The 12,293-nt window shown below is 60.5% G+C and carries 12 protein-coding genes and 1 pseudogene; 11 read left to right on the top strand and 2 right to left on the bottom strand.

All coding sequences use genetic code 11. The features are described from left to right. Positions 1 to 171 precede the first annotated feature (171 nt). Together A6U87_RS21380 and A6U87_RS21375 are read left to right on the top strand one after the other, a co-directional pair. A complete protein-coding gene (locus A6U87_RS21380) occupies positions 172 to 1,218 on the top strand; it encodes a substrate-binding domain-containing protein (protein ID WP_065693307.1) in 1,047 nt (348 codons plus the stop codon). A 76-nt stretch (positions 1,219 to 1,294) separates the two neighbouring features. Further along, positions 1,295 to 2,503: an acyl-CoA dehydrogenase family protein gene (locus tag A6U87_RS21375; RefSeq protein ID WP_065693306.1), complete on the top strand. Its 1,209-nt coding sequence runs from the start codon at positions 1,295 to 1,297 to the stop codon at positions 2,501 to 2,503. Positions 2,504 to 2,579: 76 nt separating this feature from the next. Here A6U87_RS21375 and A6U87_RS21370 read toward each other — a convergent pair whose 3' ends face one another. Continuing rightward, positions 2,580 to 3,797: an SfnB family sulfur acquisition oxidoreductase gene (locus A6U87_RS21370; RefSeq protein ID WP_065693305.1), complete on the bottom strand. Its 1,218-nt coding sequence runs from the start codon at positions 3,795 to 3,797 to the stop codon at positions 2,580 to 2,582. 345 nt (positions 3,798 to 4,142) lie between these two features. On the opposite strand from A6U87_RS21370, the gene A6U87_RS30210 reads away from it, so the two are divergent. Next, the gene (locus A6U87_RS30210; protein ID WP_198928737.1) at positions 4,143 to 4,316 is read left to right on the top strand and encodes a hypothetical protein; all 174 of its coding nucleotides are present in this window, start codon (positions 4,143 to 4,145) and stop codon (positions 4,314 to 4,316) included. A 38-nt stretch (positions 4,317 to 4,354) separates the two neighbouring features. Continuing rightward, positions 4,355 to 4,513, top strand: a complete 159-nt coding sequence (locus A6U87_RS29955; protein WP_158007291.1) for a hypothetical protein — start codon at positions 4,355 to 4,357, stop codon at positions 4,511 to 4,513. Positions 4,514 to 4,670: 157 nt separating this feature from the next. Here A6U87_RS29955 and A6U87_RS30725 read toward each other — a convergent pair. Beyond that, positions 4,671 to 4,865: pseudogene (locus tag A6U87_RS30725) on the bottom strand (hypothetical protein); the annotation flags it as partial. Between A6U87_RS30725 and A6U87_RS21355 the strand changes: the two are divergent. The 7 genes from A6U87_RS21355 to A6U87_RS21325 all read left to right on the top strand — a co-directional run bounded on the left by A6U87_RS21355 (position 4,770) and on the right by A6U87_RS21325 (position 12,283). Then, positions 4,770 to 6,431 (top strand): ABC transporter ATP-binding protein, encoded by a 1,662-nt coding sequence (locus A6U87_RS21355; protein ID WP_369327663.1) that lies wholly within the window; start codon positions 4,770 to 4,772, stop codon positions 6,429 to 6,431. The pseudogene A6U87_RS30725 and the gene A6U87_RS21355 overlap by 96 nt on opposite strands. 328 nt (positions 6,432 to 6,759) lie before the next feature. Then, positions 6,760 to 7,497: a septum site-determining protein MinC gene (gene minC / locus A6U87_RS21350; protein WP_065693301.1), complete on the top strand. Its 738-nt coding sequence runs from the start codon at positions 6,760 to 6,762 to the stop codon at positions 7,495 to 7,497. 32 nt (positions 7,498 to 7,529) lie between these two features. Beyond that, entirely contained in the window at positions 7,530 to 8,345 is an 816-nt protein-coding gene (gene minD, locus A6U87_RS21345; protein ID WP_065693300.1) for a septum site-determining protein MinD, read from the top strand. Then, positions 8,342 to 8,602 carry a cell division topological specificity factor MinE gene (gene minE / locus A6U87_RS21340; protein WP_065693299.1) on the top strand — a complete coding sequence of 87 codons (261 nt, stop codon included), beginning with the start codon at positions 8,342 to 8,344 and terminating at the stop codon, positions 8,600 to 8,602. The genes minD and minE overlap by 4 nt, the downstream gene beginning before the upstream one ends. A gap of 498 nt (positions 8,603 to 9,100) precedes the next feature. Continuing rightward, positions 9,101 to 9,820 carry an IclR family transcriptional regulator gene (locus A6U87_RS21335; RefSeq protein ID WP_065693298.1) on the top strand — a complete coding sequence of 240 codons (720 nt, stop codon included), beginning with the start codon at positions 9,101 to 9,103 and terminating at the stop codon, positions 9,818 to 9,820. Between the two features lies 1 nt (position 9,821). After that, positions 9,822 to 11,558: a hypothetical protein gene (locus A6U87_RS21330; RefSeq protein ID WP_065693297.1), complete on the top strand. Its 1,737-nt coding sequence runs from the start codon at positions 9,822 to 9,824 to the stop codon at positions 11,556 to 11,558. Then, positions 11,555 to 12,283: a hypothetical protein gene (locus tag A6U87_RS21325; protein WP_065693296.1), complete on the top strand. Its 729-nt coding sequence runs from the start codon at positions 11,555 to 11,557 to the stop codon at positions 12,281 to 12,283. The genes A6U87_RS21330 and A6U87_RS21325 overlap by 4 nt, the downstream gene beginning before the upstream one ends. Positions 12,284 to 12,293: the final 10 nt, after the last annotated feature.

The following is a 12,293-nucleotide window of genomic DNA, read 5'->3' as shown; positions in this document are numbered from 1 at the left end:
AGGCTTTCCCGTCGATGGACAGCGCCGGGAACAAAGAATCTCCTCGCGATCGTAAAATCGCATCATTTAATCTACTAAAAACATAGAGATTATATCTAATAAATTCACGCGTCGCCGGGAACCACTCAGCCCATCAGACGGCGCTTCCGATTGATCAGAAGGATCGCGACGATGAAATCCCTTGTACGGCTCGCTTTATCTACCGCCGTCATTCCTCTCCTGTTCTCGCAAGCGGCCTCTGCCGCAGGCATCGCCGGCGCGCCGACTCCTTTCGACAAGGGAGACGTGAAGCTGGCGCTGATCAGCTATATTTCCGCGGGCGATTTCTTCCAGGCCTACCAAGCGGGCGCCGAAGCGCAGGCAAAGGCACTCGATATAGACCTGCGCGTCTTCCCGGGACGACAGGACGCAGCCCAGCAGCGCGAGCAGATCCTCCAGGCGATCAACCTCGGCGTCTCTGGCATCGTGATCGATCATGGCCTGCCGGAATCGCTTGGCGACGTGGTGCAGCAGGCGCTGGACAAGGGCATCAAGGTCGTTGCCTTCGACGTCAATCTGAACAATCCCAAGGTTCCGCAGGTGGAACAGAGCGATCATGAGCTGGCTCGCCTGGCGCTTGAGCAGGCCGTCAAGGAAAACGGCAAGAGCTTTAACGCCGGCTACGTCTACGTTGCCGGCTTCGCGCCGCTCGACCGTCGCAACGAGGTCTGGGAAAAGTTCAAGTCGGAGAATGCGGGCGTCGTTGAAAAGGCTCATTTCGGCAATGTCAGCGACACGACAGCAACGTCGACTGCCGACCAGGCCAAGGCTGCGCTGACGGCTAACCCAGATATCAGCGTCGTCTTCGCGCCTTATGATGAATTCGCGCGCGGCGTGAAGCTTGCAGCCAACGATCTCGGCATTTCGAACAAGCTCAAGATCTACTCGGCGGATGTGTCGACTGCCGATATCCAGGAAATCACCGAGGAAGGAAGCCCGTGGGTCGCCACCGTCGCGACGAACCCCGCTGTTGTCGGCGCTGTATCGGTGCGCGCCGCAGCCCTTCAGATTGCCGGGCAGGAAATTCCCCACCAGATCACCGTAAAGCCGACGCTGCTCACGCAGGAAAGCCTGCGCGCCGCCGGTGTCAAGACGATCGAAGACCTGGCGCAGAAAATACCGGCCTTCAGCACCAGCGATGCGGCGACCGCGAGCTGGATTCCGGACAAGCTTTTCTAAGCTGCCTGCCTCGATCTTCCGGCGGGTGTCGTGCGGCTCCCGCCGGATCTTTTTGATAGAACCGGAGGTCTCATCCATGAGCCAGTCCAATGTCGTTTTCGCGACCAACCGCAGCACGACGCGAGAGCAGATCTTCGCGCGTGCGGAAGAAATTTCGACTGATCTTTCAAAGCGCGCCGCCGCGCTTGACCGCGAAGGGCGCCCGCCGCTGGGCGAGATCGTCAAGCTCAAGAATGCCGGGCTGCTCAATGCGCTGCATGCGTCGCAGATCGGCGGGGCGGGGCTCGATTGGGTCGATGGTCTTCGGCTGGTACGCATTCTCGCGCGCGGCGAAAGCTCGATCGGCCAGCTGCTCGGCTACCACTTCGTCAACAGTCAGTATGTCTGCTGGGCGCTCGATGCCGCGCGCGCCAATGCGCTCGGAGCGGAGACCGTTGCCAAGAACCTCTACTGGGGCGCGGCGGTCAATCCGCGCGATCCCGGCCTGGTCCTGACGAAGCGCGGCAACGGCTACGTTCTGAACGGTCGAAAGTCGTTCTCGACCGCCGCGCATGTGTCGGATTACATCAATGCCAATGCGGCGTTGGGTGACAAGATCGTCGGCTTTGCGGTCCCAACCGACCGGCCGGGTTACATCGCCAATGATGATTGGGATAATTTCGGGCAGCGCCTGTCTGATAGCGGCAGCGTCGAGTTCCGCGATTTCCCAGTCAACGCGGAGGATTTTGTGGGCGCGCCGGCGGCACCTGACGTCGCACCGCCGGTGCTATCGACATTCAACACGCCCTTCATCCAGCTCGTCTTCGTCAATTTTTATCTCGGAACGGCCGAAGGTGCCTTGCAGGCCGCCATCGACTACGTGCGCACGACAACGCGGCCGTGGATCACATCGGGCGTCGCACGCGCCGCCGATGATCCCTATATCCTGGAGCGGGTCGGAGAGTTTACTGCCGCTCTCAAGGCCTCTGCCGCATTGGCCGACAATGCCGCGGCGGCAGTCCAGGCGGCTCTCGCCAAGGGACATGCCGTAACCGCGAGCGAACGTGGGGAAGCGGCGGCGGAAGCCTACGCCGCCAAGGTGCATGCCACCAACGTCTCGCTTGATATCACCTCACGCGTCTTCGAACTGACGGGTGCACGATCGACGGCGGACGCCTACCGCTTCGATCGTTTCTGGCGCAATGTCCGCACTCACACGCTCCACGATCCCGTGTTCTACAAGGCCAAGGAAGTTGGCGAGTTCGTGCTGAATGGCAAGATTCCCGAGGTCAGTCTCTACAGCTGATGTCGGCCTTTCCTCGCGAGAAAGAAAACCCCATTCCCGCTGCCGGGAATGGGGTTTTTCGTTAGGCGAATACAGCCTAGAGCGCGCCGCTTTTCGGCGGCGTCACGCCGTTCAGGTGGTAGTTGCCCACCACGTGGTGTTTCCAGCGCACCGGATCGTGCAAGGTATGCGTACGGGCGTTTCGCCAGTGCCGATCGAGATTGAGCCCGAGCTTCACCGAGGATGTACCGGCCAGGTCGAAAAGTGTGTTCGACGCTTCGATGGCGATTTCCGTCGTCAAAACCTTGGCTGCGGCCACGGACAGCGTGGCCTCGACAACCTTCGCCTCGGTCGTGTCGATCTGTGCCGCATCGACCTTGCGACCGGCGCGCTCGACCAGGGCTGTTGCGGCCTCAAGCTTGATGGCGATATCGCCAACCTTGGCGATCGTCAGCGGATCGTCGGATGCGCGGTCGACGCCGCTGTTCGTCCAGGGCCGGGATTTCGTGCGTACGAAGTCAAGCGTTTCAGCAAAAGCCGCCCGGGCGATACCCAGATCGACACCGGCATGAATGATCTGCCCGACCGAACCGATCGTGGTCGGCCGTTCGAAGCCCTTGTGGTGGAGGACGACGGAATCGGCCCTGACGTAGACGTTGTTCAGCACGGTCGTTCCGCTGCCGGTCGTGCGTTGGCCGAAACCGTCCCAGTCATCGACGATCTCGACGCCTTCGGTTCCCTTCGGCACAAAAGCCATGACCAACCGGTCCTCGGTATCGACGGCGAAGATCGTGATCCAGTCGGCGAAGATCACGCCGGTCGAGTAGTACTTCTGGCCGTTGATGCGGTAGCCCGGTCCGTCCGGCGTGATCAGCGTGTTGTAGTGACCGACCGTCTTGGTGCCGCGCTCGGAGAGTGCGTTGCCGAAGCGATCGCCGGCCAGCGCCCTGCCGAAGAAATAACGCTTCTGTTCTTCGCTGCCATCGGTGCGTAGGGCTTCCAAGATATAGAAATGGTTCTGCGGAATTTGCCCGATCGAGCTATCTGCCTCGGAAAGGATCGCCGTCACCTCTGCCAGGACGGCATTCGACACATCGAGCCCGCCATATTGCGAAGGCACCGTGATTGCCAGAAGCCCGGACTGAGCCAGTTGATCCAGCTCTTCGAAGGGCAGCAATCTATCGCTATCGCGCCGGGAGGCCGAGGCTGCAAATCGCGCTGCGAGCTCCTGTGCGGCAGTGATCACTTGCTGTTCGTTTTCAAGCAAATTCGTGGCCACGCTGTCAGGTGTCAGTTCGTGCAAAGGCGCATTCATAGGGTCTCTCCGGGTTCCATTTGCCCCACGATGCCCGGTTCAAGACGACGATTCGAGGCAGGAAATTTCCTTCTTGCCAGCCGCGACAGACGTATATGCTCGAAACACAATCTGGATGGATCCGCCCACATGAGTTGCGAGCGCATGGCCGCGCGCAGGGGGCGCGGGGCTGCGAAAAACCCGATCGCCGGGCTTGAGATGTGCGCACCGTAAAGGACGTACGCGGCGATCCTCATGGATGGTTTTTCCATAACGCCGAGCAAACAGAGACGAGCCTTTCTTTAGTCTGCTATTTTTGTAGGGAATACTTGGGCCTCTTTTCACCCGCAGGCACAGGAGGCAGGCATGGCCAAGGTTGAGCATCCATCCTTATCCGAGGAACTCTGGAGCGTCTTCGATTTCGCCCGACGATATCGCCTCGACAAGAGGGAGGAGAACCGTCTTCTGATGCTTTTTGGCACGTTCGCCTCACCGGACAAGCTGCTGGCCAATGCCCGGCGACATTCGCAGATCGGGTGATGCAGTGCGACAACGCGTTTAAAAAAACGGAGGTCAGCATGACAGTCAATTTCGTTCATGCCGTGAAAGCCCGCTTCGTGCGCTGGTTCTCGCCATCGCTGGAAACCAGGTCTCGCGATCGACGTGGAGACGCCGAACGTTCACTTTCCGAGTATGAATCCTACCATTGGGGTCCCGGACCGGGCGCCTGGTATTGAGGCGATGGCGTTGATTGACGCGTCGTTCCTGGCGATCAGGGAGCCGCGTATAGACAAGGCTGTAGCGCCGGTAACGCCAGCGTGTTCGCCTCAAAGAGGTATCGACCAACTTTCCCTGTTGGCTTTCGGGGGGAAATATGAGAACTCGCATCATATTTCTCGGAGCCCGCATCGGGACGCTTTTCAAGCGACAATGAAGTAAGGTCGAATGCTCAGCCGCTTTTTTGCTTATTATCGCCCATACCGGGGCTTGTTTATTCTCGACTTCGGCTGCGCCATTGTCTCCGGCCTGCTGGAGCTTGGCTTCCCGATGGCGGTGAAGCTGTTCGTCGACCGCCTGCTGTTGAGCCACGACTGGCTGCTTATTCTCCTGGCTTCGGCCGGCCTGATAGCGGTTTATGCCATCAACACCGGTCTGATGGCGGTCGTGACCTATTGGGGCCACATGCTCGGCATCAATATCGAAACGGATATGCGCCGCACGGCTTTCGACCATCTGCAGAAACTTTCGTTCAGCTACTACGACAACCAGAAGACCGGACATCTGGTCGGGCGATTGACCAAGGACCTTGAGGAAATCGGAGAGGTCGCCCACCATGGTCCTGAGGACCTCTTCATTGCCGCCATGACGTTTGCCGGGGCTCTCATCCTGATGCTCACCGTCAACTGGCAGTTGGCTTTGATCACGGCGGCGATTGTTCCGTTGACGGCCTGGCTCACCAGCCGTTACGGCGCCAGGATGAGCCGGAACGCCCGCACCTTGTTCGGGCGCGTGGGTGACTTCAATGTCCGCATCGAGGAAAGCGTGGGCGGTGTGCGCGTGGTCCAGGCTTTCGCCAATGAGGATCACGAGCGCGGTCTCTTCGAGACGGATAACCAGAATTATCGCCGAACGAAACTCGAGGCTTACCGTATCATGGCGGCCAGCACGTCGCTGAGCTACATGGCCATGCGCCTGACGCAGATGGTCGTGATGATCGCGGGGAGCTATTTTGTGCTCGCTGGAGAACTCACGGCAGGCGGCTTCATCGGTTTCCTGCTTCTTGTTGCAGTGTTCTTCCGACCGGTCGAGAAGATCAATTCCGTCATTGAATCATATCCGAAGGGCATCGCGGGCTTCCGCCGCTTTACCGAATTGCTCGATACCGAGCCGGATATCTCGGACGTCGCAGAAGCGATCACCGTCGAGCATCTCAACGGACAAATAACCTATGATGCCGTGTCGTTCGGCTACACGGATGGAAGGACCGTGCTCGACAGGGTCGACTTGACGATCCGTGCCGGCGAAACTGTCGCGTTCGTCGGGCCATCGGGGGCGGGTAAGACGACGATCTGTTCCCTGCTACCGCGCTTCTATGAGGTCACGGGTGGAACGATTTCGGTCGATGGCATCGACATCCGCAATATGACGCTGTCGTCCCTGCGTCGCCAGATCGGCATCGTACAGCAGGATGTCTTCCTGTTTGCGGGCACCATCCGGGAGAATATCGCCTACGGTCGTCTGGGCGCCCCGGAGGCCGACATTGTTGCCGCCGCCGAGCGCGCCAAGCTCGACGAAATGATCGCAGCCTTGCCGGATGGCTTGGACACGGTCATTGGCGAGCGCGGTGTCAAGCTGTCGGGTGGCCAGAAGCAGAGACTGGCGATCGCCAGGATGTTCCTCAAGAACCCGCCGATTTTGATTCTCGACGAGGCGACGTCGGCGCTGGACACCGAAACCGAGCGGGCGATCCAGAAGTCGCTAGCGGAACTGGCCAAGGGCCGCACGACGCTGATCATCGCGCACCGCCTGGCAACCATCCGCAGCGCCGATCGTATCGTCGTGATCGACGCCAATGGTATCGTTGAACAAGGAACGCATCACGATCTCGTCGCGCGCGACGGCGCCTATAACCGTCTGCATAAGGCGCAAGCCTGAGACGCTGGATTGGCTGCTCCGGCACCTGAATCGCATCCTTCAACGGCGGGCCGCTCGATAAAGGATGCGATGCGTCCTTTGCGCAGAAGAGCCTTCGGCAAAATCCGAGTCGCTCATTGCCAATATGGTCAGCTTTTTCAAAGGCATGAGAGCTGTGGTGGTGATTTCAGTCGCTTCGCTTGGCACAGGAACGGCGTGCCAGAATGTTTCCTGAAACACCCACTTTTTAATTTCGGAACACACGCTTCGTGATCGCCCGAAACCCGTCGCGTTAACCTTTTGTTAACCATCCTGGACGATAAACAGGATCAACGATTTCTTAACATAGATGACCAAAGTGCTAACAGACGCTCGCTCGATCCGTATCAAGGGCCGCTCTTTCCTCGCGGTCATGCTATCGCCGGACCTGCCATTCGATGACTGGTTGGTTCGACTCGATGACCTTGCGGCGCGTTCGGCCGGTTTCTTTCTCGGGCGTCCCGTTGTGCTCGACGTGAGTGATCTGCCGATCGACCGGGCTCAGCTGAAGGACCTGATTGCGGAGCTTGCTGCGCGCAATGTCAGCATCATGGGCATCGAGGGCGGGCGGCCCTCGCTGCTGGGGCCAGGCATGCCGCCGTCGCTCAAGGGTGGCCGCCCGGTTGCCGACGCGGCGATCGCAGAGAAGGAAGCCACTGTCGAGCCGCAAGAGCGCCCGTCGTCGACTGATGTGCGAGCACCTGTGCAACCATCGACGACGCAGTCCATCGTTTTGAGGGAGCCGGTGCGCTCGGGCCAATCGGTGATCTTCCCGGAAGGCGACGTAACGGTCGTCGGATCCGTTGCATCGGGTGCGGAGATCATCGCCGGCGGCTCGATCCATATCTACGGAACCTTGCGAGGACGAGCGATGGCCGGATCGATCGGCAATGCGTCCGCGCGGATATTCTGCCGCAAGCTCGAGGCTGAACTCGTGGCGATCGACGGCATCTACAAAATGGCAGACGACATGACACCTAATCTTCGCGGCCAGGCGGTTCAGCTCTGGCTCGAAGATGATGCGATCATGGCAGAGAAACTTATCTAGGCCGGTGGCCGGCTAGGGCATAGGAGAGCAAGATGGGGAAAGTGATCGTAGTCACGTCAGGCAAGGGCGGGGTTGGCAAGACCACCTCGACGGCCGCACTCGGAGCGGCCCTGGCGCAGCGTAACGAAAAGGTCGTCGTTGTCGATTTCGACGTCGGGTTGCGCAACCTCGATCTCGTGATGGGCGCAGAGCGCAGGGTCGTCTACGACCTGATCAATGTCATTCAGGGTGATGCCAAGCTCTCCCAGGCGCTCATCCGTGACAAGCGGCTGGAAACGTTGTTCCTGCTGCCGGCCTCGCAAACCCGCGACAAGGACAACCTGACGGCAGAGGGTGTCGAACGTGTTATCAACGACCTGAAGCGGCATTTCGACTGGATCATCTGCGACAGCCCCGCTGGCATCGAGCGCGGCGCCACCCTGGCAATGCGCCACGCCGACATCGCCGTCGTCGTCACCAATCCGGAAGTGTCCTCGGTGCGTGATTCGGACCGCATCATTGGCCTGCTGGACTCGAAGACGGCCAAGGCCGAGCGTGGAGAGCGGATCGAAAAGCATCTCCTGCTGACCCGCTACGACGCGACCCGCGCAGAGCGTGGCGATATGCTCAAGGTCGATGATGTCCTCGATATCCTGTCCATCCCGCTTATCGGCATTATTCCGGAGAGCATGGATGTGCTGCGCGCCTCCAACATCGGCGCACCCGTTACCTTGGCAGATAGCCGCAGCGCGCCCGCCATGGCTTATTTCGATGCCGCCCGCAGGCTGACCGGCGAGACTCTCCCGATCACGATCCCTGGCGAAAAGCGCGGCATTTTCGGCAAGATCTTCGGACGGAGGGCCGCATGAATATTTTCCAGTTTTTTGGCAAGCAGCGCACCGCACCAGCGGCACGCGAGCGTCTGCAGGTTCTGCTGGCTCACGAACGTTCGTCGGCAGGCTCGGATCTTATCTCCGTCCTGCGCGAGGAAATCCTGGCCGTCATTTCCAAGCACGTGCAGGTCGACAGCGACCGGGTCCGCGTGAAGATGGATCGTGATGAACATATGTCGATCCTCGAGATCGACGTCGAAATACCGCTTGATGCGACCGTTCAGGCCGCCTGAACCGGTTGCCTCGATTGTTGTGATATTGGTGGGCTGCCTCTAAACCGAGGCGGCCCATTCGCTTTTTGGGGCCTCGCGAGCCGCACCATTTTCGCGCGCCCTTGAGCGGAGGCTACGCCGACGGTGCGCCGAGTCGGCGATCTCTTCGCCGCCGCGGTGGGCTGCTTTTCCATTTAGGTGCTCGCTCGATCCCGCATCCCAACGCGGGTGGAAAGCGGTTGAATAGCCGGCTTCACAGTCCGGTTTTTCCTTAGCCCACAGCCGCACACTTCGCTGACCTCATCGGGACGAACGTTGCCACGGACCGTCTAGGTCGCTGTTTTTAAAAAGTTTCCTCGCACGGCGCTGTCGAACCGTCTCACACGGTCGATTTGGCGCGCGCATATTTTCCGCCAGCCTCGGAAAAACCGAGTTGACAGATGCTAATTGCGAGTCCAACATAAATATACATTGTCTTCTAATGTTTGACAACTGGAAAAACACGGGAACGATCAGAAAATGGCGGTACGTCCTCTTTCATCAGTTCTGAAAACGTTGGCTGCGTTTGATTGCGTGGCTGCAGCGCCAGAGCCATTGCGTCTCGCCGACGTCGCCCGCCAGCTGGGCGAAGCGCGCGGCGCAGCGCATCAGCGGCTCGTGACGCTGGTCGAGGCAGGCTGGGTCGAGCAGACGCCAGACGGCCGTTATCGTCTGACGCTCCGTGTGGTCAGCCATGCCGCGGCCGCCCTCGAACAATCCAATCTCGGGGCGCGCTTTTCTGGCGTGCTCGAGGAAATGGTCACGCAGAGCGGCGAAACCGCGTCGCTCGCGGTCCTCGACGGCAAGGACGCAGTCATCGTGCGTCGTGTCGAGTCGCGCGGCGTGCTGAGGGCAGACCTGAAGGTCGGCGCTCACCTCCGGCTCGACCGGACGGCATTCGGGCGTGTGCTCGTGTCCTTTGCACGACCGGAAATCATCGAAAGACTGAAGGCTCAAGGCGTTGATCTGCCGAGCGATGAGGTCATGGCCCAGGTGCGGGCAAACGGCTACGCCATTTCGGAAGTCGAGGGCCCCCGGACGGTCTCGGCAGTGGCCGCGCCGCTTCTGGACGCCCAAGGCGAGTGCGTCGGCGCGCTCGCGCTTTCCGGTCCATTCACAGGTTTTGATACTGACAAGTGCGCTCACATCGTCGTCGCGGCAGCGGCAGCGAGCTCCGGGCGTATGCGAGGAGAGCAATAGTATGACAGCCCTGAAGAAACCCGCTCCGGAATCGGACGCACACCGCATTGCGCGGCTGATGCGATCCCCCGGCGAGATGATGCAACCCGATCGGCTCGCCGCCATCCAGCCCTCGCGCATTAGCGCGTCGCGGGCGTTGATGAGCCGGGCAGTGCGTCAACGCTGGCAGATTCTATGCAAGCGCTTCGACATCGACGAGAAGGGCAATGGTGTCGCCGAGTATCGTATCGAGATCGGTTCCTGGCGCTTCAGCTTCCCGGTCTATTCTTTCGAACCGTCTCCGCATGGCCGCACCGGCCGCATTATCGGCCGTTCCTGGGATATGATGGGCGCGCTCGTCGAAGGGAATATGAGCCAGCAGGATTTCGAGACGACGCGTGTCGAGCTGCCGAAGCTCTACGAGGGACGCGCGACCCCAGGCACGCTGATCTGGTGCCGCTCCAACCGCAGTGGCCGCTTCTTCGAAAGTGCGCGGCAGGCCTTGAAAGCCGGACAGCAGCCTAATGTGTCCGAACTTGCCCAGACCTGCTACCTGATGCGCAATACCGGTCTCGACGGCAACGGCACCTTTGGCACCAAGTCTTTTCTCGCCTACGAAGGCGATCACCCCCTGCGCTGGTCGCTGGCCGCGCAAATGCTCTGCGCCTATATGATGCGCGTCTTCGCACAGGATCTTCTTCAACATCTGGCGCGGCTGGGGTCGCCACAGGCGCCAGATATGGCCAAGGAACTCCGCCGCTTTCTGGGGGTCGGCAATGGCTCCGCGCTCGGCCTGATGTTGTTCGTCAACAATCATCCGCGTCTGATCGAGCGCTGGCTCTTCGTCAGAGAAGAGGCAATCGCCCGCGCCAAGGCGGTAACACCGGACGAGGGCGGCACCGAAATCGAGAAACTGCTCGGTCTGGTCGACAAGGCAATTCGCTTCCGCGCGCAGGACCGTGCTGTTTACGAAAATGTCACCCGATCCGACGTTCTCGCCGAAGAACTGCAGGTCATCCGCGCGGCGGTCGCCAGACTGCTCGAGCGTTGGCAGGCGGGCAGCCGCTTTGAAAGCGAGCCGTTCGCCGAGCTGGCAGCCTCGCTCACTGACCGCGTTCATGCCGAAGCGATGGAAACGCTGCACTCGCTGCTGATCGAACTCGTAGCAGAGGAAGCCGATGCTCTCGTCGAAGATCTGGTGATTGACGAAGAGCTGACGGGTCGGCCCGAAATGCCGGTCAGTCGCCTGCGCGAAATTCTCAGGAACGACTACGCCTGGGCCTTCAAGCTTGATCTCAAGATCGCCGCGGCTGATCGCTACGTCTGGTACAAGTCGGTCACGGCTGAGGAACCCCGTCGAGGCCCGGCCGCCGAGGTTGGCGAAGATGTCGTCAATCTTGGTCTCGATCTGCCAAGGCTGGTCGTCGCACTTGATCAAGATCTTGCCGCGGCCGAACCGGGGCTGAGCACGGCGCGTTTCCTGCTCGCCCATCCGCAACATCGCGCCATTGTCACCCGCGTTCAGGCGCTTGCCGGCACCGGCCTGCATTCACCGCACGCCGACATCATGAGCGGCGCGTTTACGCCTGCTCATATCACTCGTCTTCTCAATGTCGGCATTCACGGCATCGACAAGACCCGCGACTTCCTCGACCGCAATCTGCGCGGTGTCATGTTCCACGGCGCTCCCCTCCCGGAAGACATCGCCTCAGGAACCGCCGACGACCTGTGGTTCTACCCAGCGGAGCCAAGCCTATGAATTCGTGCCAATCCAACCTCCCTTCGACCTTGACGGTCAGCCTCCGCGAAATGCGCATGGTCTTCGAGCGCCTTGTTCAGGTCGCGCGCGTTGAAGCCGGTCTTGTGCCGTCGCTGCGAGACTGCGCCGTCTATTCCGCCGCGCTCGGCCTTGGTGGCTTTTCACGCCTGGATGCCAATCTGGAGCTGTTGAGCAGGGCGGACCCACATGCCGTGACCATCATCGACAGCGCCGAGGGCGTGGTCGTCGACGGCGGCGGACAGCACGCCTGGATCGTCGCCCTGGCCGCACTCGATATCGCAACCGAGAGGTTGCGCAGCAACGGCGAGGGCGTCGTCACGGTCCGCAACCAGATCGAAAGCGACGAGTTGAAAGTCGTTGAGGCCCTGGCGCAACGTTTTGGCCTGAAGGCGATCGTTTCGGTGGATGGCGCCGGCGGTTCCGCAGCAATCAAGGTGTTGCCGGCGACCGATGCCTCCGAGATCGCGATCCTAGATCGCATCAGGGAAAGCGGCCTAGGCGTCGACGCGGCAACGTGGTGGGCACTCTTCCACCGCTCGGCCGACGCGCTGGCGCCCGATTCCTACCTGTCGCGTCGCCATGCCGGCCCGATCATCGTCGAGGCTGACGGCAAGGTCATCGGACGCCAGGACGAGGACGAGACAGACTTTTCCCTGCTGCTGGCCGACGCGCCAAAAGCAGTCGCCTCGACTTCCAAACATTGAGTGGAACAGC

Origin of the sequence: Rhizobium sp. AC44/96 (assembly GCF_001692185.1) — a bacterium.
Classification (GTDB): domain Bacteria; phylum Pseudomonadota; class Alphaproteobacteria; order Rhizobiales; family Rhizobiaceae; genus Rhizobium.
The sequence above is the reverse complement of the archived record's forward strand: the minus strand, read 5'-3'. Positions and strand labels throughout refer to the sequence as shown.

What these genes read in the sequence shown, in the direction of transcription:
- A6U87_RS21325 (WP_065693296.1), top strand. Translation starts at nt 11,555, where the DNA reads ATGAATTCGTGCCAATCCAACCTCCCTTCGACCTTGACGGTCAGCCTC.
- minC (WP_065693301.1), top strand. Translation starts at nt 6,760, where the DNA reads ATGACCAAAGTGCTAACAGACGCTCGCTCGATCCGTATCAAGGGCCGC.
- A6U87_RS21375 (WP_065693306.1), top strand. Translation starts at nt 1,295, where the DNA reads ATGAGCCAGTCCAATGTCGTTTTCGCGACCAACCGCAGCACGACGCGA.
- minD (WP_065693300.1), top strand. Translation starts at nt 7,530, where the DNA reads ATGGGGAAAGTGATCGTAGTCACGTCAGGCAAGGGCGGGGTTGGCAAG.
- A6U87_RS30210 (WP_198928737.1), top strand. Translation starts at nt 4,143, where the DNA reads ATGGCCAAGGTTGAGCATCCATCCTTATCCGAGGAACTCTGGAGCGTC.
- A6U87_RS21335 (WP_065693298.1), top strand. Translation starts at nt 9,101, where the DNA reads ATGGCGGTACGTCCTCTTTCATCAGTTCTGAAAACGTTGGCTGCGTTT.
- A6U87_RS21330 (WP_065693297.1), top strand. Translation starts at nt 9,822, where the DNA reads ATGACAGCCCTGAAGAAACCCGCTCCGGAATCGGACGCACACCGCATT.
- A6U87_RS29955 (WP_158007291.1), top strand. Translation starts at nt 4,355, where the DNA reads ATGACAGTCAATTTCGTTCATGCCGTGAAAGCCCGCTTCGTGCGCTGG.
- A6U87_RS21370 (WP_065693305.1), bottom strand. Translation starts at nt 3,797, where the DNA reads ATGAATGCGCCTTTGCACGAACTGACACCTGACAGCGTGGCCACGAAT.
- minE (WP_065693299.1), top strand. Translation starts at nt 8,342, where the DNA reads ATGAATATTTTCCAGTTTTTTGGCAAGCAGCGCACCGCACCAGCGGCA.
- A6U87_RS21380 (WP_065693307.1), top strand. Translation starts at nt 172, where the DNA reads ATGAAATCCCTTGTACGGCTCGCTTTATCTACCGCCGTCATTCCTCTC.